Consider the following 20,610-nt stretch of genomic DNA (forward strand, 5'->3'; position numbering starts at 1 on the left):
TTACCCGATGAAGTGGCAGATGAATTATATCAATTAGATTGTCTATGTTTAGTGACCAAACTTGAGGCGTTAGACTTGTTAAATGCATCTAAGCTGCTGAGTTAACACAACTTAGATGCGTAGAAAATCAAACTTATAGTGGGTTCATAAATTCGCTAATCTGCTGATGGGTAAGTGTTGGTGTTGCCCCATGGTTTTGCGCAACCATTGCGCCAACTGCACAGGCAAAGTCAACCGCATATTGCGCATTGTCTGTGTTACATAGTTGGTAAATAAGCGAACCTAAAAAGGAGTCTCCGGCGCCGACCGTGTCAACTACGCTAATTAAATACCCAGAATTGTAATAATTAGCACCTTTTACGGTTAGAAGTGCGCCATGGCTGCCCTTTGTAACACATAGGTAGTTGGTATTTGTTTGTTGAGCAATAAACGCGAGGTTTTGTTCCAGAGAATGATATTTACACCCCATTGCTTTGGCTATCTCATATAACTCATCATCATTTAACTTAATAAAATCCGCCTGTGTCATTAACTCGATTAATGTGTCGAGTTGGTAATGAGGTGCACGTAAATTAACATCAAATACTTTAAAATTAGCAACATCTATTAGTGATTTTAAAGTTGATAATGATGTAGTACTACGCCCAATTAAACTCCCAAAAACAAATACATCAGACGCTGCAACTTTGTCCAGAAGACTTGTTGTTAGTTCAATATTGTCCCAGGCAACATCAGCAACAATGTTATAACTTGCTGAGCCACTGCTATCGAGCGTGACTTCGACAGTGCTGGTTTTTTTATTGTCATTTATGGCAATATAGTCACAACTCACATTTTTGTCTTTTATTTCACTAAGCAGTTCATTACCTAGAACGTCGTTTCCGACAGCACTAATCATATCCGCTTTTATTCCTAACGAATTGATCCTGACACACATATTTAACGGTGCACCACCGAGCCGTTTGCCGGTGTCGAAGCAATCCCAAAGTACCTCGCCAAAACAACTCACACGAATATCATTTGTTGGTTTATGGTTTATTAATATACTCATAATTTAATGCTCTTTTGTTTCGAGAGTTGCAGCCATTAAATGCGAAATCTTACTGTTTGGTTCATATAGTGCTTTGATTGCTTTTGTATAACCATCGACAAATTGTTGGCTTTGAGGTAGATAGCCAAATATGCTATTTAGTTCGATGAATGACAATGTATTATTTGCTGTTTTTTGCGCAAATTGCTTTAACTCTTTTGCCATAACATCTTGTATTTCTAGGGCTTGACCTTGTTCGTCTACCCCCTTGTCACTATAAAGACACCAGGCGGCTACAACTAACGTTGCCAATGAGACGTCGCGGTTTAATGCGAGGTTTTCGTTGATACTCGCGATTAAAAATTTTGGTAATTTTGCCGAGCTTTCTGAACAGATCCGGGTCAAACTATCTTTAATGTTTGGATTTGAAAAACGGTCAAGTAGTGTATCTTTGTACTGTTCTAAATCGATACCGTCTAATTGCTCTAAAAGGTGACTTACTTCTAAATCCATAAAAGAGCGTAGGTATTTTGCAAATAAAGGATCAGAAACGGTTTCGTCAATTGTCGAATAGCCATGAATGGATCCCAATAAGCCAAGTACAGAATGGCCGGCATTTAGAAGTCTTATTTTCATTTTTTCGTATGGGGTAACATCTTTTACTAACTGGGCGCCTACGTTTTCTAAATTGGGACGTCCGTTACTAAAGTTATCCTCAATTACCCATTGAGCAAAAGACTCACACGTGATTGGCCAGCCGTCAGCGACACCATAGGCTTGTACTACATAATCAATGTCAGATTGTTTAGATATTGGCGTAATACGGTCAACCATGGCATTTGGAAATGCCACGTTTTGTTTGATCCAATTAGCTAATTCCACATCTTGTTTATCAGCAAATGCCAGCAACATTTTTCGTGTCACATGGCCATTATGTTGAATGTTATCGCATGATTGTACGGTAAACGCCGGTAATCCTGCTTCTTTACGTTGTTTGAGAGCAGCTGTTAAATAACCAAAAGCCGTAATTGGATCATTTGGGTTAGCAATATCGTGCATAATATCTGGGTTCGTGTAATCAAATTCACCCGTTGATGGGTGAAAGTTATATCCGCCTTCCGTAATGGTAAGCGACACTATTTTGGTATCACTATGCGCCATTTTTTCAATGACGGCTTGTTTGTCATCGAGAGCAAATAAAAACTCCACCATCGAACCAATAACTGTATTATCTATTTGTCCATTTGGATGACGTATGGTAACTGTGTATAGGTTGTCTTGTTTTTGCAGGACGTCGCGTAACCCTCGATTTGCTTCGAGCAAACCAACGCCACATATTCCCCATTGTTCATTACCTGGCTGCTTTAATAATTCGTTAATATATGCTGCTTGATGAGCGCGGTGAAACCCGCCAACGCCGATATGAACAATACCTGCTTTTACTTTACTTCGGTCGTAGGTTGGCACGTCAATAGTAGCGGGCAGAGTTGCGACGTTAAATTGGTTTAAATCATTAACCTGTGCTTGTACTTTCTGTAATTGTGTCATGGTGAAACCTTACTAAATCAAAATTTAATTATGCTGCTGAATTTAATGCTTTTTGGCGTTTTAATGACCAGTAGGCACTGGCAAAATAAGTCAACGTACATAAAAAGCAGGCTATCTCAAATTGTGATTTATTAAGTTTATAGACACTCATAGTGTCACTGAAAAACATAACTTGAGTTGCAAAGACAAGTATTATTACTAACGAGGTTAATGAAACCGCATTAAGTATTTTACTTAACTTGGATTTGTCGACGATAAAATCAGGCAGGTTTTTACATTGATCCGCCTGGAACTTCTTGATAGCAACTTGGTTTGATTTTTCGTCAATAATTTGTTGAGTGTAGTCTTCATCTGCGCCATATTTTTTGGCTAATACAGTGTAAAGGATGATAGTGAATATCCACGTTGGGATAAATAGGTAGTAGAAGGACATAACGTCTAGGGCATTTAAACCAAAACCAAATATTAGTGCAGAAGCCCATGACGCTATGGCCGGAATACTTCGTGAAATATTTTTATATTTTGCCCAGTAGCGTGTTAATCCAATTTTTGGAAATAATACGTGTTCGGCAAAAACGATACCGCCAACTGGTACAACAATAAGCCCTGCGTACGTTAACAGTGGCAACATCTGAGAAAAAACAAACGGGAAACACGCTATAATAACGGTCACTATGCCTACGATTGCTGTTGTGCGCTCGCGAGTATGGTTCACAAATATAGATTGTGCGGCCAAACCAGCACGATATAAATTGGCATTTGCAGTCGTCCAACCGGCGATTATTATAATAACAAAACCAGTCCAACCAAGTGCATGATAGGCAACATCGCCTGGATCAAGTGATGAGATAGTGGTTTTAAGCAGTACCGCAGCGCCAGCGCCCATAATACCTGCCGAAATCCATGCTAAATAGTGGCCAAAAAACATCCCTACACCAGAGAATAAGCCGTAACTTTTACGTTTAGCAAATCGAAAAATCGCCATATCAATTAGACCAAAATGGGTGATGGAATTAGCGGCCCAGGCAAAACCGATGACTTCTAATAGGCCAATGCCTTTTTCACCTTCCGCATTGGTCCCTGTCCAAATTGAGGAATCTCCAATGGTCATGAAGTCCTGCCAACCGCTAAGTGACGTGACACCTAATACGTGGTTTGATAGTTCTGGAAATAAAGCAAATGAGCCTGCGATAAATATGGCGAATAACCAAGGTGCACATATTTTAGAAAAGTCCGCCACGGTTGAAAACCCATACATGGCAACAGCGACGACAATTGAGCCAACCGCAAGGACGATGAGGACAAATGCAAAACTATTGGGGTACCAATTTAGTTGAGCAGGGATATCAAATAAAAACCGTACTGCAGTTGAGGAAACCGTGATCATGGCAGCGGAAATTACACTGAATATAATGACATTTGCCCAATTGTAGAGCTTTGTCATTGAATTACCTGCAATTTTATTTAGGTAATTATAAAGACTTAGGCGTGTTTCTACTGCAATTGGTGCAGTTAGTAACCACCATGAACACATAGCAAGTAAATTACCGATTAATAAACCGAGTAATATATCGCTTGTTGCAGCGCCAAGAGCAACAAATGTCGCACCGATAACAAATTCTGTTGCGGCAACATGCTCTCCGGCATAAATACCAGCAAAATGTTTCCAACCGTGAAGTTTATTATCAGCAACAGGGAGTTGCTCCTCATTTACATCCTCAAATGTTTGACCTTGTTGATTTTCAGTCATGGTAGTTTCCTGTTTTATTAGTATTACACCGTATGAATTTTCATTAGATGCATTATATATTTTTTTTGTAACGACCCTTTTGTGGGCAAATGCCCCTTTTGTGGGCATAATCCCTTTATTGGGGTTGGATGTCAATATAAAGTGTTTAAAAAACACGCTGTTTTTTGATTTTAAATAGATTAAATTTAAAAACATCAATATTTTCAATGTAGTAAAAATCGAGGTAAGGGGGGTAAATCGACTAAAAATCGATTTTTAGCGAAGGTAGACTTGTTGTAAACGAAGGGAGCAGAAGTCAATTGAGAGAGTTTTGGTCGTAAAATGAGCGGTGTTCTTGTCTGTTTTCTGTAAAAATTGGTTTAAGGCGTTTGGGTTAGGCCAACAAATTTAACGTGATTTTTATTATACAGGCCGTTAAATATTCGTTGAATGATCTTTTAATCATGGGACAGTGCTAGAAATTAAAAAAGGAGCTTTCGCTCCTTTTTATTGGGTTCAAAACTTTCTGGGCTTGAACTTACAGGTGGAAAGACACACCTAAAAATACACCAGACATATCGATATCTGCTGTTAAGTCGTCTTCGTCGCCGTCAAAATCGCTTGGATCGATGTTTAACTGAAACGCACGGTAACCCGCTTCAATGTTAACATCTAATACTGGGATCATTGGAATGGTGTAACGTAGTACTACTTGGTAGTCCATGTGGTTTGTTTCGCCGATACCAATGTAATTACCTTCAGCCATTACTTCTAAACCAGTAAATGGTAACGAAGCGCCTACACGAGCAAATAACATAGGAACAGGGTAATCGATTGTTGCACGGCCATCGTTAATATCGATTGCACCATCAAACATACGAATATTTAGACCGTAGTTGATAGTAACAAGTGGCAATGGTAAACCCCAATATGCCGTAATATCGGTATGAGTTAAGTCGACAACTGAGTCTAGTTCAACGTCACCTTGGTATGTTTCACCGCCGTAAGTGAATGACTGAGTACTGCGGCCATTACCCGTTGTTTCTAGTTGTGTTTGTTTAACTTGAAGATTTGGAATAAGAGGAATTGGGTGCTCGAATGCGGCCCAAATAACATTATTATTTGAATCTTCTAATTTTAAGTCATCTTGTAAGTCGATGTTGTAATCACCAGCAGATATTGTTCCTTCATAAGCTGTATTCCAGCTGTATGCGCCGGCCCAAAAATCAATAAGTGGTAACGCTGACACATTCGCCGATGCTAAAACTAATCCCAATGTCGCTATAGTCTTTTTCATGTTTTCTTCCTAAATAACTACTAAGTTGTTGTTATCGCTAATTTCAAAGCTTAATTGATCTAATGTCAAACCATTTGAAGGTAAATCAGCAATTAATGTGCATTTTTCTTTTGTAACTATAGTCATTTTGCCAGAATTTGGTTGTTGTTAGTCATTTATTTACAATTCTCCCTAATTTTATTAATCATGCGGTATAAAGAAATGGCATTTATTTCTTCAATTAGCTATGTTACTTAATACGAGGGAGCTTAATAGTTGAGCCGTCAATTTTAGGGTTATGGAATGAAAAAGATCAAAATTCTTTTGGTTGACGATGAAGAATTTAATTTTGAAATGTTGGCACTGTCTTTGGGAGAGCGATTTGAATTGTGCTATGTCAGTTCGGGTCAAAAAGCACTTCAAAAAACGATAGTAAATAAACCGGACATTTTATTATTGGACGTATGTATGCCAGGAATTGATGGCTATGATACATGTCGGTTGTTGAAAAATACACCTGAAACATCTCAGATCCCCGTTATAATGTTATCGGGATTAGAGGCAGAAACAGATAAAAAAGAAGGGTTTGCAGCAGGTTGTGATGACTACGTGACTAAACCTTTTGATATGACAGAATTAATTGAAAAAATAGAACGATATACAGTTAAGAAAAAGTAAAAAAAGGTAATTGGCGTGATTAAATATAACGACCACCGTAATTTTTTTAGAATGTTAGTTAATACCAATATCGAGCTTGAAATTGCAGATGCTGATGCAGGCAGAAAATTAAATGCCGTTTGTCGGGATTTAAGTGCAACGGGGCTTGCGGTTGAAACTGATGAATACATTGAAGTCGGCACCGCATTGACATGCAGAGTGGAGGGCACTAGCCCAGAATTACCAGCGCTTCATGCATCAGCCACAGTTGTACGCTGCACAAAAGAAGACAGTGGTAACTATACTATCGGAGTTGAAATACTAGAACAGATGTAAAAAGTTCAGTAGCTCAACTCAAATCGATAATATAAATAAAGTGCTACTTTTTATTTTTCGCCGATTTTAATATTGATGGCGTGTAGACCCTTAGGGCCTTGACTTAAGTCGAATTCGACATCTTGTCCTGCCTTAAGTGTTTTATATCCATCCATAGTTATTGTAGAGAAATGCGCAAATATATCTTCTTCTTTGCCTTCCTCACGAATAAAACCAAAACCTTTAGCATTGTTAAACCACTTAACTTTACCTTGAGCCATACCGCTACTTCCTTTAGTCACTTGAAAACTGATGTAATGTGCTTAAATATACACCGAACAATAAAATAATGTAGATAAATTGGTCAATTAGTCAAGTTTTTACAACTACGAATTGTTAAATAACAAAATTCTTTTTATAAATAGTAATGGGAAATACCAATGAAACAGCAAGAATGGTTAGGCTATGCCAAAAATAACTGAAAATGATCACGGAACAAGTTTAGTAAACGAGACATCTAAGGCTAAACTAAAAAGACCACCAATGTATAAAGTGGTATTGAATAACGATGATTACACCCCCATGGACTTTGTAGTAGAGGTGTTACTTAAATTTTTCGGTATGGATTTAGAAAAAGCAAATCATATTATGTTTAGGATTCATCGCGAAGGTAAAGCCATAGTTGGCACTTATTCTGCAGAAATAGCAGAGACAAAAGTGGCCCAGGTTAATCAATATGCAAGAGTTAATGAACATCCATTACTTTGCACAATGGAACAAGAATAGGGACATTGCATGATAAAAATAGTGAGAGAAGGTGTATATGTTAAATAAAGCATTAGAAGTCACACTTAACGAAGCATTTCGTTATGCAAAATCTCATCGTCATGAATTTATGACTGTTGAACACTTACTAATGGCGTTGCTAGACAACAAAGACGCCAAACAAGCTTTGGAGGCGTGTTCAGCAAACTTTGATAAAATTAAGCTCGAGCTTAGCGAATTTATTGCTCAGACAACGCCATATTTACCCGTTGACGTTGATGAGTCCGAACAAGACACCCAACCTACATTAGGTTTTCAACGTGTTTTGCAACGTGCCGTTTTCCATGTTCAGTCCTCAGGCCAGCAAGAAGTTACTGGGGCGAATGTATTGGTCGCAATATTTAGCGAACAAGAGTCACACGCAGTTTATGTATTAAAAAGCTTTGATATCCACAGACTCGACGTGGTGAACTTCATCTCCCATGGCGCAGATAAGGATGAAGATGCCTCTTCATTGAACAATGAAGAACCAGAACAAAGCGAAACTGAAACTGAAAGTCAATTAGGGAACTTGTGTTCCAACTTAAACGAAGTGGCAAAAAATGGCGGAATTGACCCCATTATTGGCCGCGACGCGGAACTTGAGCGTTGTGTTCAAATATTATGTCGACGTAAAAAGAACAATCCACTGCTCATTGGTGAAGCGGGAGTCGGGAAAACGGCAATCGCAGAAGGGCTTGCCTATCGTATCGTTAACAATGATGTGCCAGAAGTAATAGCTAACGCGACGGTTTACTCACTTGATATGGGCAGTTTGTTAGCTGGCACTAAATATCGAGGTGATTTTGAAAAACGCTTAAAGTCGCTCTTAAAACAGCTACAGGAGAAAGAAGATACTATCCTGTTCATAGATGAGATCCATACTATTATTGGTGCAGGGGCAGCCTCAGGCGGCGTAATGGATGCTTCTAACCTGTTAAAACCTTTGTTGTCTGCGGGCAAGCTAAGATGTATTGGATCTACAACTTATACTGAATTCCGCAATATTTTTGAAAAAGACAAAGCCTTGGTTCGTCGTTTTCAGAAAATTGATGTGGTAGAACCTAGTGTTGAAGACACCACCAAAATATTGATCGGCTTAAAAGATAAATACGAACAGCATCACGGTGTGAAATATACCCATGCGGCATTACGCGCAGCCGCAGAGCTTTCTGATAAATACATTAACGAACGTCACTTACCTGATAAAGCGATCGATGTTATTGATGAAGCCGGTGCTAATCAAAAAGTATTGCCTAAATCAAAACGTAAAAAACAAATCAATGTCGCGACGATTGAGCAGATCATTGCAAAAATTGCACGTATTCCAGAAAAATCAGTATCGCAAACCGACAAAGACGTTTTAAAAAATGTTGACCGTAACCTAAAACTATCGGTATTTGGTCAAGAAGAAGCGATCGATGCGTTAACCTCAGCCATACGTTTATCACGTTCTGGTCTTGGTAATGAAAGTAAGCCTGTCGGTAGTTTCTTATTTGCAGGTCCGACGGGGGTTGGTAAAACAGAAGTCACTAAGCAACTCGCTAAAGTACTTGGAATTGAATTAGTTCGCTTTGATATGTCTGAGTATATGGAACCCCATGCGGTGAGCCGTTTAATTGGTGCACCTCCAGGTTACGTAGGTTATGACCAAGGTGGGTTACTAACAGACTCTGTTTTAAAACATCCACATTGTGTTGTTTTATTAGATGAAATTGAGAAAGCCCACCCTGATGTCTTTAATTTGTTATTACAAGTTATGGATCACGGTACATTAACGGATAATAATGGCCGTAAAGCCGATTTCAGAAACGTCATTGTTGTGATGACAACAAATGCAGGTGTTGGCCAAACGACACGAAAATCCATTGGTTTTGCTCATCAAGACAACAGCACTGACGCGATGGTAGAAATAAATCGGACGTTCACGCCTGAATTTAGAAACCGGTTGGACAACATCGTTTGGTTTAACCATTTAGATGAGAAGATTATTTTACAAGTTGTTGATAAGTTTATTGTTGAGCTGCAAACACAGTTAGATAAAAAACGAGTTGAGCTTGAGATTTCATCTAGCGCTGTTAAATGGTTGGCAAAGCATGGTTACGACAAATCAATGGGCGCGCGACCAATGGCGCGACTAATTCAAGATAAACTGCGAAAACCGTTAGCAAATGAAGTTTTGTTTGGAAAGCTAGCTGACGGCGGCAAAGTGGTGATCGAAACGAAGAAAGATGAATTAAAATTTACTTATTCGTCGACTGAAGCCGTTAATGCTTAATGTGTTAGTTAGGAATGCTCAGCTGTTGAGCTAAACAGCTGAGCATAAAAAAACCGAGATAAAAATCTCGGTTTTTTTATGCAAACTTGTTGCCTGATATATTATTAACGCGCGCGGAAGGTAATACGACCTTTTGACAAATCGTATGGCGTCATTTCGACAGTCACTTTGTCACCCGTTAATATACGGATGTAATGCTTGCGCATTTTACCCGAAATATGTGCTGTCACTACGTGACCATTTTCCAATTCAACTCGGAACATAGTGTTTGGCAAGGTATCTAAGATTGTCCCTTGCATTTCGATAACGTCTTCTTTCGCCATTAAGCGTATAACCTCTAGGACTAATTAGTGCGTAAAAAAATAAGCGCAGATTTTGCCCAAAAACTAGCGATATGTAAAGGTTATACTCAAAAAACTTTACATATAAAGCTAAATTAGGCAATAAATTTAACTGATGTGCCACTTTGGTGCGGATATTCTCGTTTATTGGTGTTTATTATAGCGGCTCGGCAATTAATCACACTGGCTTATTTGATAATATGGGGAATTTGTAGCCATCGACCATTTTGATTAATTTGGTATGGTCGGTAATTAACTTTGTAATTCATTTTTTGACATGAGCGTATGTAGTATCCAAGGTATAACCAAGGTTTCTCTAGTTTTTCGGTCAAATTAATTTGTTGCAAGATCATCAAAGTGCCAATAGAGAAATTTGCATATTCAGGATCGTAGAAGGTATAAACGGCGGACAAACTATCTGAGGTCACATCGCATATCGCGACAGCAATAAGCTTGTCTTTATCATATAGCTCAATAAATAACTGCTCTAACCAATCACATTGAGAGAAGCTGGTGAGTTGAGAATAATTCGCTGGATACATTACACCTCCCAAATGCTTTTCATTAACATAGCGTTCAAAAAGAGGGTAATACTCAGGTTGTTCAGATTTTTGTATTTTAACCGAAAATCCCTGAGCCTTTTTTAAAACTCGTTTTTGCGAACGGCTAATTTGAAATTGTGAAACGGGCAGGCGTATAGATTGACACGCCTGACAATCTTCACAATGGGGGCGGTAGACATAATCTTCAGAACGCCGAAAACCTTGAGCTTGCAACTTTGAGTAAAGCGCTTCACTCAGCGGCTCTTGGTCTAGATAGACAAGGAGTTGCTCTTCTCTATCACTCAAATATCCGCATTGAAATGGCGCAGACAAACCAAACTTCACTGTTGGCATTTTAGATTAACTCTGTTCTCCAATCTATCGCTCTTGGCTTAAAAACAGATTGGCATATTGTTTCATTTTTGCAAAGTGCCAACTTGCCTAAAAAAAGTGACCTTGATACTAAAAAGGCCCCCATTTGAGACAGATACGGATTGGGTAATTGACAATCGATAAAGGCATGTTTTTCGTTTCTAAGCAGTTTACCCAACACAATTAGGGCAAGTTTTGATGCGTTTGGTTGTGCGGAAAACATCGATTCACCGCAAAAACAGGAGCCAACGTTGATCCCATATAAACCACCGACCAAAACCTTTTTGTCATTTTGCCATTGCCAAATTTCAATTGAATGGGCTCTACCTTGCTGATGTAAAACATTATATGCCTTAATCATTTTAGGCAATATCCAAGTTCCATCGCCATTGGATCTAGGTTTCGCACAGGCCGTGATCACGGACTCAAATTGGTTATTTATCGTTACGTGGTAATCGCATTTACGTAGAAACTTTTTTAATGATTTATTGATGTTAATCGCGTCAACATTAATGATGTTGCGTGGATCTGGACTCCACCACATCACAGGCTCACCGTCATTAAACCAAGGAAAGATGCCTTGTTGATAACCGCTGTAGATACGGTCAGGTTGTAAATCACCGCCAATCGCCAATAATCCCGGAGGATCAGTCATCGCTTGGTTGGGATCAGGAAACCAACTTGTTTCATCCGTAAGATAATGAATAGTTTGCGTCACAACAAGGCCAGAAGGGGCTACAAGCCCCTTAATTGATTAAAGTGCATCTAGGTAGCGTTCTGCGTCTAGCGCAGCCATACAACCCGTACCGGCAGATGTAATTGCTTGACGGTAAATGTGGTCACATACGTCACCAGCTGCAAAAACACCCTCAACAGATGTCCCTGTCGCATTGCCATTAAGGCCACTATTAATAACAATGTAACCATTATTCATTGCTAATTTATCTTCAAACATTGCGGTATTTGGTTTATGGCCAATTGCCACAAAACAGCCCATAACATCAACATCTTCTGTTGAGTCACTCTTAGTGTCTTTTAATCGAACACCAGTTACACCCATGTTGTCGCCGAGTACTTCATCCAAAGTACGGTCTGTATGCAGAATAATATTGCCGTTAGCGACTTTATCCATCAAACGATTAATTAAGATCTTTTCCGCTCGGAAAGTATCTCTACGGTGTACTAAGTGCACTTCAGAGGCAATATTTGATAAGTATAACGCTTCTTCTACTGCGGTGTTTCCGCCACCAATCACTGCGACTTTTTGATTACGATAAAAGAAACCGTCACACGTCGCACAAGCTGAAACGCCTTTACCCATAAACGCTGTTTCCGACTCCAAACCTAAATATTGGGCAGAGGCACCAGTACAGATGATCAAAGCATCACAGGTGTATTGTTGGCTGTCGCCTTTTAAAGTATAAGGTTTTTGGTCAAAATTAACTTCGTTAATGTGATCAAAAATAATTTCAGTCTCAAACTTTTCGGCATGTTCTTTCATACGGTCCATTAGGGCTGGTCCGGTTAGATCATTTGCATCACCAGGCCAATTTTCAACTTCGGTTGTTGTCGTAAGTTGTCCGCCTTGTTGTAGACCCGTTATCAACACTGGGTTTAAGTTAGCTCTCGCTGCATATACGGCTGCAGTATACCCAGCTGGGCCTGAACCCAAGATGATTAGTTTGTGGTGCTGTACTTCACTCATTAAATTTACTCCGAAAATCTGTATTAGGCATTTTATGGGGCGAATATTAACGCTTAACAAGGGGCATTAGAATCTAATGTTCTAAATTTTTGTCAAATTTCCACTATTGTTAAGGTGTCGAAAGATAAATTTTATTAAATTTGCGTTTTATTGATAGCTGACGTAATTTTAGTGGTCAATAAATGAGCAGTTGAAGTTATATGTTGAAAATACTATTGGCGTTTCTCGCATTGACGCTACCATTTCAATGTGACAGCAGAAATTTTGTAATTGGCGTTGAAGATATTGCTTATTACCCTTTGTTTGACTTCCAGAAGGACGGAGATTCTTATACTAAGGCGTTATTCACTGAGTTTGGCAAACAGTCTGGCCATACATTTACTTATTTACCATTGCCGATTAAACGGTTTAACAAATGGTTAATCGAAGATAATATTGACTTTAAGTACCCAGATAATGAGCGATGGAACCCAAGTGGAAAGCAAGTTGATTCATTTATTTATAGTGATTCGACGATCAGGCTAGTTGCAGGTACGTTAACTGCAGTTGACCGCAATTTAACAGAAAAAGACTTTAAAGTATTAGGTACGTTATTAGGGTTTTATCCTACACAGTGGATTGAACAAATCAAATCTAAGCAAGTACAGCTTTACGAAAATAGCTCGACACTGATGCTATTACAGCAAGTTTTGAGAGGGCAGGTCGATGGCATTGATTTAGAGCCAAGTGTTGTCCAATACCACCTTAAAAAACTCGGAAAACCTGGTGCGTTAGTGGTCAATAAAAACTTAACGTATGAAGTATATGACTTTTATCTTTCAACGATAAAACATCAAGATATCATAATTGAATTTAACCAATTTTTAAAAGACAACCAACCCTTGTTAGCCGAGTTACGGCGTAAATTCGAAATCGTTGATCACCGACCTTATTTGAAATAAAGCGATATAAAAGCAATAGCCCTAATTAGCCATAAGGCTGCTTGACAATATTCAGCTTGTTTAGTCGATACTCAGCAATCGCTCTGCCGTATACTCATTAGTAATTAGGGCATTTACTAACTTAGAGCGTAATGCGCCTAAAATGGAATACACTTTATCTTCGCCTGAAGCAATAGCACATACATATTTGTCGGAATTGACCGTAAGTGGTGTACTTGCGACTCGGTCATTAACCGCGCAGTCAATTAAGTTTCCTTTTACATCGAACACCCAACTGATTATTTCGCCAACGGCACCTTTATCTTGTAACTCGGCTAATTCTTCCTCGGCAACAAATCCATCTAGATGAAGTGGTGAATTTATACCTAAGTTACCAACACCAACAAAAGTTACATCTGCTTGAGCGGCTAATTTTAGATTATTGGCGATATAACTTTGGGCGTGTAATTGTGCTTTTTCTTCCTTGCTGTTCGGTAAGACAGGGAGGGGCATTGGGTAATGTTTAGCATTTATGTGTTCCGCCATTCTCATAACGACGTCATAAGAAGACGCTGAGCCGTCGGAGGCCATGTTACCTAAAAGGGCTACAATTTGATGTTGTTCGCAATTTAACAACGCTAATTCTTCGACACACGCCCGTAAAACTCTGCCGGTTCCCATCGCGATCACTTTTGGTTCGGGCGATTTTAAGTGCATTTCAATTTCGCTTGCACCTGCTTGCGCTAACCCCAATGTAGAGGTGGTATCACCTTCATCACTAGGCACAACGGTACAGGACTTCAAACCAAATCTATTTTGTAATTTAACTTTAAGATCCATGCATTTAGCTATTGGATGTTCTAGTCTAACTTTTATTAACCCTTCACTGACGGCTAAAGCAACCATACGTTGTGCAGACTGACGAGAGATGTTGAGTTTTTTCGCTATTTCTTCCTGCGTTTTTCCCGCAACGTAATATAACCATCCTGCACGGGCGGCATCGTCTAGTTTTCTTATTTCTGAATTAGTTCGCTTAACCACGATTTACCTCTAAACTTTTAATGATGTACTGAGCGAAGGTACTTTTTCAAATAACTGCTTCCAATGGGATATTGTACTAATACCTTTGTAGGTTTGAGTAGCGTTATCTCTATTTTTAAGGTGTCCTGCGCCAACATAACGTAGAACATGCATTTTTGCTGCTAATGCGCCCCGTAACCCAGCTACTGAGTCTTCAATTACCAAACAATTTTCCGGTAAAACACCCATTTTGTTTGCTGCGTGCAAAAACAGATCTGGGGCTGGTTTACCATTTTCAACCTCTGAAGCGGTGAATACCCGTTCAACAAAGTAAGACGCTAAGTTAGTTATACGAAGGGCATTTGATACTTTTTCTGGACTGCTACTGGTCGCTACACAGGTCTTAATATTGAGCTGAGATAACATCCATTCCAATTGTTCTGTTTGATTTAATTCAGTTTCAAAAACGTCTATTAACGCTTTACGATATTTGTGTCTGAATTCCGTTGTCAGAATTACATCAAAGTCAGTCAACACCTTTGCTGTTACGTGCTCAAAATTAAACCCCAAAAAATGTTTGTGGAAATAATCCTCAGACACATCGACGCCTAATTCTTTTAGTAACCCAAGTAGGACTCGTTGGCTCAGTATTTCACTATCGATTAACACACCGTCACAATCAAAAATAATTAATTCAATCGAATTAAGGTCGGTGTTAATTAAGGTGTTTAGCATTACTGAATTCCTATAGATCTCGCAAAGTGAACTAACACTTAGCGTAGTTGTTATATTTTTAAAATATATTCAACCACATAGCTGTTAACTTAGCTAATGTATGATTTGTCAATTTAATCAAAAGTTACCTTTAACTAAATTCCATGGCATTAAACTATTGTTTATTCTAATAGCATATCAAACATTAGCTATGGGCTACTGCTTATTTGTCCTAGCCCTTTAAAATAGAGTCTAATGGCAATAAATTAAAGGGCATTGGCAGGTTAATATCGCACTAAAATTAGGCTATATTAGGCAGTGTTTTGCCCGTCGCGTCAAAATGAAGTAGCTTGTTCTTTTGTGGGCTTAAATAAATTTCATCGCCATATTTAAATGGACAATCACCTGACGTTTTAACCGTAAAAGTATCATGACCGTCTACATGCACATGCAAAAATGTCTCTGAGCCCAAATGTTCAATCACACCAATTTTACCTGCCCATTGTCCGCCGGTTGTCGAAATTTCAATATGCTCTGGGCGAATACCTAAGCTACAAGTTCCATCTATAGTAGAAGGCTCAATATCGATGAAGTTAATTTTAGGTGAGCCAATAAACCCAGCAACAAAGCGGTTTGCTGGGTTGTTATAAAGCTCAAGTGGGCTGCCAACTTGTTCAATGATACCGCCATTAAAAACGGCAATTCTATCTGCCATTGTCATAGCTTCCACCTGATCATGGGTAACATAAACCATGGTTGTATTTAGACTTTTATGAAGCTCCGATATTTCTAACCGCATATTTACGCGCAGCGACGCATCTAAGTTTGATAACGGTTCATCAAACAAAAAAGCAGAAGGTTGGCGGACGATTGCTCGACCAATCGCAACTCTTTGTCGTTGACCACCGGATAATTGGCCGGGCTTCCGATCAAGGTAATCCGTTAGGTTTAATGTTTTTGCAACACTCGCGATTTTTTCTTCGATGATGTCATCGTTAATTTTGGCTCGCTTTAACGGGAATGCGATATTGTTTCTAACCGACATATGAGGATATAAAGCATATGATTGGAATACCATAGCTAAACCGCGTTTCGCAGGTGGGGTTGTCGTCGCATCTTGTCCATCAATTTCAATGGTGCCGCTTGTGGTATCTTCTAATCCTGCAATCATTCGTAATAATGTTGATTTTCCACAACCTGATGGACCAACAAATACAATGAACTCGCCGTCTTTAATTTCCAAATCAATTGGTTTAATTACGCTTACATCGCCAAAATCTTTTGTTACTTGTTTTAAATGAATACTACCCATTATAAATTCTCCTATTTAACTGCGCCGAAACTTAATCCGCGCACTAATTGTTTTTGACTAAACCAACCAAGAATTAAAATTGGCACTATGGCCATTGCAGAAGCTGCTGATAACTTGGCGTAAAATAGTCCTTCAGGGCTAGAATAACTGGCGATAAAAGCCGTTAGGGGGGCTGCATTAGCGGCCGTTAGGATGAGAGTCCAGAATGCTTCATTCCAGGCTAAAATGACATTGAGTAATAACGTTGAAGCGATCCCAGGTAGCGCAATAGGCAACAGGACGTAAAGTATTTCTTCACCAATACTCGCACCGTCCATTCGAGCGGCTTCTAGAACTTCGTTTGGGATCTCTCTAAAGTAGGTATAAAGCATCCAAACCATAATGGGTAAGTTGATTAATGTCATAACAATGACTAAACCGACCTTAGTATCTAACAACCCAAAATCTCTAAACAAAAGATAAATTGGTATTAATACACCGACAGGCGGTAACATTTTGGTTGATAACATCCACATTAAAAGATTTTTTGTGCGCTTTGTTTGCACAAATGCCATAGACCAAGCTGCAGGAATTGCTATTAATAAGCCCAATATGCTCGAACCAATTGAAATGACTATTGAATTCCAAAAGTGATTAAAATAGGGCGATCGCGCTAAAACGTCTTCGTAGTTTTCTAAAGTCCAATCAAACATGAATAAACTAGGTGAAGCCGAAATTGCCTCAGCTTCAGTTTTAAAACTCGTTATTAATGTCCATAAAATTGGAAAAAATATAAGACCGCTAATGGTCCAAGCAATAAAGGTATAAATAAGCTTGGTTTTGATACTATTGTTGTTCGCCATGTCTTAATCCTCCAAGTTCTTGCCAATGAGGCGCATTAAAAATATTGCTACAATATTGGCAATAATAACGGCGACTATGCCACCGGCAGAACCTCCACCAACATCAAACTGCAACAACGACTGGGTATAAATTAAGTACGTTATATTGGTTGATGCGTATCCTGGACCACCGCTTGTTGTTACTAATATCTCGGCAAAAATTGACAATAAAAAAATTGTTTCTATTAAAATAACTGCCGTTATTGCGCGTGACAGATGCGGTAGGACGATGTAGTAAAATTTACTAAATGGTCCTGCTCCGTCTAAGTCAGCAGCCTCAAGTTGTTCTCGGTCAAGAGATTGAATCGCTGTAAGTAGGATTAATGCGGCAAACGGTAGCCATTGCCACGACACAATAACAATGATTGAAAGCAGCGGGATTTGGGCAAAAAAATCGATAGGGGTCATACCCAGCCAATTGGCAAAATGGGCAAATAAGCCATTAACGGGGTTCATTAGCATATTTTTCCAAACCAGCGCTGAAACCGTTGGCATAACAAAAAAGGGGGCTAGAACCATTATTCGAACATAGTTTCGGCCCCAAATTGCTTGATCAAGCAAGATAGCTAAACCAATACCACCACCAAGTGTGATTAGTAAAACACCACCAACAAGTAGCAGGGTATTAAAAAAAGATTCAAAAAATGCCGGATCAGTAAGGAAAAACTCATAGTTCATGAAACCAATAAACTCTTCGGTTCCAGGACTAAGCAGGTTGTAATCTAAAAATGAAAAATATAGCGTCATGCACAGCGGAACTAACATCCAAGCCAACAGTAAAACAACTGAAGGGACCAGCATGAGTCGAGCGAGCGCACGTGAATTTGTGGTAGCCATAACTAAGACCTTTTAATCGTGATAGCTGGGCAAGCTCTAGTTGAACTTACCCAAACCATTAATAGACGAATGAATTACTTAGGGTAACGCGCTTTTCTCATGGCACGTTCGACTAAACGTTGAGCACTTTGTAATGCTTGTTTTACAGTCATTTGGCCAGTTAACGCGGCGGCAAATTGTTGACCAACAGCTGTACCAATACCTTGGAATTCTGGTATAGCAACAAACTGAACACCAACATAAGGAACCGGTTTAACCGTTGGGTTTATAGGATCTGCAGATTGGATAGAATCCAAAGTGATCTGTGCAAAAGGCGCAGCTGCCATGTAGTCTGGATTATTATAAAGTGACGCTCGAGTCCCTGGAGGTACGTTAACCCAGCCTTTTTTGGCCGCGACTAACTCAGTGTACTCTTTAGATGTTGCCCAACTAATAAAACGTTGTGCTGCATTTGATTTCTTACTGCTTGCAGGAATTGCCAGCGTCCAAGACCATAACCAATTGCCTCGTTTGCCTAGGCCATTGTCAGGCGCAAGAGCAAATCCAACATGTTCAGCAACTTCAGAGTTTTCTTTATTTGTAACAAATGCGCCAGCCACTGTTGCATCAATCCAAATACCACACTTTCCGGTTTGAAAGAGCGCTAGGTTTTCATTAAAACCATTAGCTGAAGATCCCGGAGGACCATACTTTGTCATCGAATCAACATAATATTGTAAAGTGTCATGCCATTCTTGACTGTCAAATTGCGGTTTCCAATTTTGATCAAACCATCTTGCGCCAAATGAGTTAGACATTGCTGTAATTAAGGCAATATTTTCTCCCCAACCCGCTTTACCTCGCAAACATAAACCATAGACACCAGATTGTTTGTCCGTCATTGCTTTTGCGGCTTTTTGAATAAACTCCCACGATGGTGCTTTAGGCATAGTTAAACCCGCTTTGGCCATTAAGTCTGTGCGGTACATAACCATTGAACTTTCTGCATAAAATGGCGCAGCGTATAATTTATCTTTAACAGTTAGGCCGTTTCTGATCGCAGGCAGAATATCGTCTACGTCATAATTTTCACCTAACTTGTCAAGCTCTCTGAGCCAGCCTTGTTTTCCCCAAATAGGGACTTCATATGTACCTATTGTCATAACATCATACTGTCCACCTTTTGTTGCAACATCGGTCGTGACTCGTTGACGTAGTATATTTTCTTCTAAGGTCACCCATTTTAAATTAATATCTGGGTTTTCAGAGGTGAAACTCTTACTGAGTTCTTTCATAGTGATCATGTCACCATTGTTTACTGTTGCAATCGTAATGGTTTCAGCAAGGACGGCGGTGCTCAAAAATAAAGAACAACATGCAATAATTGATTTTTTAATCGACATAATAATTTCCCGTAATAATCAGTTTAAAGGTAGGGCGTTGATTACGACCTACCTGTTTTTAAAACGATGAGTATTGTTATTAGAACAAGTTTACTGCTACTTGCAGTGCGCCAAGTTCAAGGGCCGGGTTCCACATCGCGGTAGCAGATACTGGAAATGTTTTGCCCATTGCATATAGGTTTTTTGAATAGGTAAAGCCAACATTGTTAATATTAGCTTTGTCTGAATAGAAGTTTTTGTCGTTAACTGGTGAGAACGCGCCACCAATAAACGCTTTTACTTGTTCGCCATCTTTGCCATGCCAAACAGGTGCTGATACTTCAATGTAGTTTGTAAAAGATTGTTCTTTTTCACCTGAGTCTTCATCTATGTACGTATCAATACCTTGCACGATGACAGAATAATAAACAGAAATTGGCGTTTCGCCTTGGAATGTATATCCCGCACCAATATCAACAAAGTTGCCGGTTTTAGATGGATCAGTTGAGTAGTTGAAAATATCCACATCACTGTCTGAAATAGAGGAGTGGTTACCGTGATTTACGATTTCAACAAAAAAGTCGTCTGTAAACTTGTGAGAGGCGTAGTATGTAAACTCTTTAAACTCGCCATTGAAAGAACCACCGCCCCAAAGGCCGTAAGTCGTTTTTTTGTCTTCAGATTTGTACTCTAAAGAGCCAGCTGTCATAACGCCGTCGGTGACAATAAAACCGTGCCATAAATGGTTTGTTTTAAGATCAAAGGCTAACTTCCATTCACCACTACTCTGAGCGTGCAGTTGAGTGCTTAATGTACTTGCTAGGATTGCTGTAATTGCAGTTATTTTGTGTGTGTTATTTAACATAGTAAACCCTGTTTTATTTACGTTTTTATTGTTGAATTGTTTGCCTTACTTCCCCCTTTCGGTTTGGTAAAACGCAATTCTTGAAAAATTTTATATTGCTAAT

General features: G+C 39.2%; 21 protein-coding genes. 5 read left to right on the forward strand and 16 right to left on the reverse strand.

Features of this window, described 5'->3' with window-relative positions; all coding sequences use genetic code 11:
• Nucleotides 1–133: 133 nt before the first annotated feature.
• From KO525_RS03310 to KO525_RS03325, 4 genes are all read right to left on the reverse strand, one after another.
• Nucleotides 134–1,051, reverse strand: a complete 918-nt coding sequence (locus KO525_RS03310) for a carbohydrate kinase (RefSeq protein ID WP_215962367.1) — start codon at nucleotides 1,049–1,051, stop codon at nucleotides 134–136.
• A 3-nt stretch (nucleotides 1,052–1,054) separates the two neighbouring features.
• Nucleotides 1,055–2,578 carry a mannitol dehydrogenase family protein gene (locus tag KO525_RS03315; protein WP_215962368.1) on the reverse strand — a complete coding sequence of 508 codons (1,524 nt, stop codon included), beginning with the start codon at nucleotides 2,576–2,578 and terminating at the stop codon, nucleotides 1,055–1,057.
• Between the two features lie 28 nt (nucleotides 2,579–2,606).
• Nucleotides 2,607–4,328, reverse strand: a complete 1,722-nt coding sequence (locus tag KO525_RS03320; protein ID WP_215962369.1) for a cytosine permease — start codon at nucleotides 4,326–4,328, stop codon at nucleotides 2,607–2,609.
• A gap of 517 nt (nucleotides 4,329–4,845) precedes the next feature.
• Nucleotides 4,846–5,604: a TIGR04219 family outer membrane beta-barrel protein gene (locus KO525_RS03325; RefSeq protein ID WP_215962370.1), complete on the reverse strand. Its 759-nt coding sequence runs from the start codon at nucleotides 5,602–5,604 to the stop codon at nucleotides 4,846–4,848.
• A 282-nt stretch (nucleotides 5,605–5,886) separates the two neighbouring features.
• Between KO525_RS03325 and KO525_RS03330 the strand changes: the two genes are divergently transcribed.
• Nucleotides 5,887–6,261 carry a PleD family two-component system response regulator gene (locus KO525_RS03330; protein ID WP_215962371.1) on the forward strand — a complete coding sequence of 125 codons (375 nt, stop codon included), beginning with the start codon at nucleotides 5,887–5,889 and terminating at the stop codon, nucleotides 6,259–6,261.
• A 15-nt stretch (nucleotides 6,262–6,276) separates the two neighbouring features.
• A complete protein-coding gene (locus KO525_RS03335; protein ID WP_303523054.1) occupies nucleotides 6,277–6,576 on the forward strand; it encodes a PilZ domain-containing protein in 300 nt (99 codons plus the stop codon).
• A 50-nt stretch (nucleotides 6,577–6,626) separates the two neighbouring features.
• Here KO525_RS03335 and cspD read toward each other — a convergent pair whose 3' ends face one another.
• Complete coding sequence (gene cspD / locus KO525_RS03340; protein ID WP_215962372.1) at nucleotides 6,627–6,836, reverse strand: cold shock domain-containing protein CspD; 210 nt, start codon at nucleotides 6,834–6,836, stop codon at nucleotides 6,627–6,629.
• A gap of 193 nt (nucleotides 6,837–7,029) precedes the next feature.
• On the opposite strand from cspD, the gene clpS reads away from it, so the two are divergent.
• Entirely contained in the window at nucleotides 7,030–7,341 is a 312-nt protein-coding gene (clpS, locus tag KO525_RS03345) for an ATP-dependent Clp protease adapter ClpS (RefSeq protein ID WP_371744370.1), read from the forward strand.
• Nucleotides 7,342–7,378: 37 nt separating this feature from the next.
• Entirely contained in the window at nucleotides 7,379–9,637 is a 2,259-nt protein-coding gene (gene clpA, locus KO525_RS03350) for an ATP-dependent Clp protease ATP-binding subunit ClpA (RefSeq protein WP_215962374.1), read from the forward strand.
• Nucleotides 9,638–9,741: 104 nt separating this feature from the next.
• Here clpA and infA read toward each other — a convergent pair whose 3' ends face one another.
• The 4 genes from infA to trxB form a co-directional block, all read right to left on the reverse strand.
• A complete protein-coding gene (infA, locus tag KO525_RS03355) occupies nucleotides 9,742–9,960 on the reverse strand; it encodes a translation initiation factor IF-1 (protein ID WP_105053115.1) in 219 nt (72 codons plus the stop codon).
• A gap of 206 nt (nucleotides 9,961–10,166) precedes the next feature.
• Complete coding sequence (locus KO525_RS03360; protein WP_215962375.1) at nucleotides 10,167–10,874, reverse strand: arginyltransferase; 708 nt, start codon at nucleotides 10,872–10,874, stop codon at nucleotides 10,167–10,169.
• Between the two features lies 1 nt (nucleotide 10,875).
• Nucleotides 10,876–11,610: a leucyl/phenylalanyl-tRNA--protein transferase gene (gene aat, locus KO525_RS03365; RefSeq protein ID WP_303523053.1), complete on the reverse strand. Its 735-nt coding sequence runs from the start codon at nucleotides 11,608–11,610 to the stop codon at nucleotides 10,876–10,878.
• A 36-nt stretch (nucleotides 11,611–11,646) separates the two neighbouring features.
• Nucleotides 11,647–12,597, reverse strand: a complete 951-nt coding sequence (gene trxB / locus KO525_RS03370) for a thioredoxin-disulfide reductase (RefSeq protein WP_215962376.1) — start codon at nucleotides 12,595–12,597, stop codon at nucleotides 11,647–11,649.
• A 200-nt stretch (nucleotides 12,598–12,797) separates the two neighbouring features.
• On the opposite strand from trxB, the gene KO525_RS03375 reads away from it, so the two are divergent.
• Nucleotides 12,798–13,538 (forward strand): hypothetical protein, encoded by a 741-nt coding sequence (locus KO525_RS03375; RefSeq protein ID WP_215962377.1) that lies wholly within the window; start codon nucleotides 12,798–12,800, stop codon nucleotides 13,536–13,538.
• Between the two features lie 60 nt (nucleotides 13,539–13,598).
• Here KO525_RS03375 and KO525_RS03380 read toward each other — a convergent pair whose 3' ends face one another.
• The 7 genes from KO525_RS03380 to KO525_RS03410 all read right to left on the reverse strand — a co-directional run bounded on the left by KO525_RS03380 (nucleotide 13,599) and on the right by KO525_RS03410 (nucleotide 20,507).
• The gene (locus KO525_RS03380; protein ID WP_215962378.1) at nucleotides 13,599–14,558 is read right to left on the reverse strand and encodes a sugar-binding transcriptional regulator; all 960 of its coding nucleotides are present in this window, start codon (nucleotides 14,556–14,558) and stop codon (nucleotides 13,599–13,601) included.
• 9 nt (nucleotides 14,559–14,567) lie between these two features.
• Entirely contained in the window at nucleotides 14,568–15,272 is a 705-nt protein-coding gene (locus KO525_RS03385) for an HAD family phosphatase (RefSeq protein ID WP_215962379.1), read from the reverse strand.
• Between the two features lie 280 nt (nucleotides 15,273–15,552).
• The gene (locus KO525_RS03390) at nucleotides 15,553–16,563 is read right to left on the reverse strand and encodes an ABC transporter ATP-binding protein (protein ID WP_215962380.1); all 1,011 of its coding nucleotides are present in this window, start codon (nucleotides 16,561–16,563) and stop codon (nucleotides 15,553–15,555) included.
• An 11-nt stretch (nucleotides 16,564–16,574) separates the two neighbouring features.
• The gene (locus KO525_RS03395) at nucleotides 16,575–17,405 is read right to left on the reverse strand and encodes a carbohydrate ABC transporter permease (protein ID WP_215962381.1); all 831 of its coding nucleotides are present in this window, start codon (nucleotides 17,403–17,405) and stop codon (nucleotides 16,575–16,577) included.
• Between the two features lie 3 nt (nucleotides 17,406–17,408).
• Nucleotides 17,409–18,281 (reverse strand): carbohydrate ABC transporter permease, encoded by an 873-nt coding sequence (locus KO525_RS03400; RefSeq protein ID WP_215962382.1) that lies wholly within the window; start codon nucleotides 18,279–18,281, stop codon nucleotides 17,409–17,411.
• A 74-nt stretch (nucleotides 18,282–18,355) separates the two neighbouring features.
• Entirely contained in the window at nucleotides 18,356–19,663 is a 1,308-nt protein-coding gene (locus tag KO525_RS03405) for a sugar ABC transporter substrate-binding protein (RefSeq protein ID WP_215962383.1), read from the reverse strand.
• Between the two features lie 79 nt (nucleotides 19,664–19,742).
• Entirely contained in the window at nucleotides 19,743–20,507 is a 765-nt protein-coding gene (locus KO525_RS03410) for a hypothetical protein (protein WP_215962384.1), read from the reverse strand.
• Between the last annotated feature and the right edge of the window lie 103 nt (nucleotides 20,508–20,610).

Source organism: Psychrosphaera sp. B3R10, from assembly GCF_018861025.1.
GTDB lineage: Bacteria > Pseudomonadota > Gammaproteobacteria > Enterobacterales > Alteromonadaceae > Psychrosphaera > Psychrosphaera algicola.

Bases quoted from the DNA above. Each gene is read 5' to 3' on its own strand.
- KO525_RS03310 (WP_215962367.1), bottom strand. From the start codon at position 1,051: ATGAGTATATTAATAAACCATAAACCAACAAATGATATTCGTGTGAGT.
- KO525_RS03315 (WP_215962368.1), bottom strand. From the start codon at position 2,578: ATGACACAATTACAGAAAGTACAAGCACAGGTTAATGATTTAAACCAA.
- KO525_RS03320 (WP_215962369.1), bottom strand. From the start codon at position 4,328: ATGACTGAAAATCAACAAGGTCAAACATTTGAGGATGTAAATGAGGAG.
- KO525_RS03325 (WP_215962370.1), bottom strand. From the start codon at position 5,604: ATGAAAAAGACTATAGCGACATTGGGATTAGTTTTAGCATCGGCGAAT.
- KO525_RS03330 (WP_215962371.1), top strand. From the start codon at position 5,887: ATGAAAAAGATCAAAATTCTTTTGGTTGACGATGAAGAATTTAATTTT.
- cspD (WP_215962372.1), bottom strand. From the start codon at position 6,836: ATGGCTCAAGGTAAAGTTAAGTGGTTTAACAATGCTAAAGGTTTTGGT.
- clpA (WP_215962374.1), top strand. From the start codon at position 7,379: ATGTTAAATAAAGCATTAGAAGTCACACTTAACGAAGCATTTCGTTAT.
- infA (WP_105053115.1), bottom strand. From the start codon at position 9,960: ATGGCGAAAGAAGACGTTATCGAAATGCAAGGGACAATCTTAGATACC.
- KO525_RS03360 (WP_215962375.1), bottom strand. From the start codon at position 10,874: ATGCCAACAGTGAAGTTTGGTTTGTCTGCGCCATTTCAATGCGGATAT.
- trxB (WP_215962376.1), bottom strand. From the start codon at position 12,597: ATGAGTGAAGTACAGCACCACAAACTAATCATCTTGGGTTCAGGCCCA.
- KO525_RS03375 (WP_215962377.1), top strand. From the start codon at position 12,798: ATGTTGAAAATACTATTGGCGTTTCTCGCATTGACGCTACCATTTCAA.
- KO525_RS03385 (WP_215962379.1), bottom strand. From the start codon at position 15,272: ATGCTAAACACCTTAATTAACACCGACCTTAATTCGATTGAATTAATT.
- KO525_RS03390 (WP_215962380.1), bottom strand. From the start codon at position 16,563: ATGGGTAGTATTCATTTAAAACAAGTAACAAAAGATTTTGGCGATGTA.
- KO525_RS03395 (WP_215962381.1), bottom strand. From the start codon at position 17,405: ATGGCGAACAACAATAGTATCAAAACCAAGCTTATTTATACCTTTATT.
- KO525_RS03400 (WP_215962382.1), bottom strand. From the start codon at position 18,281: ATGGCTACCACAAATTCACGTGCGCTCGCTCGACTCATGCTGGTCCCT.
- KO525_RS03405 (WP_215962383.1), bottom strand. From the start codon at position 19,663: ATGTCGATTAAAAAATCAATTATTGCATGTTGTTCTTTATTTTTGAGC.
- KO525_RS03410 (WP_215962384.1), bottom strand. From the start codon at position 20,507: ATGTTAAATAACACACACAAAATAACTGCAATTACAGCAATCCTAGCA.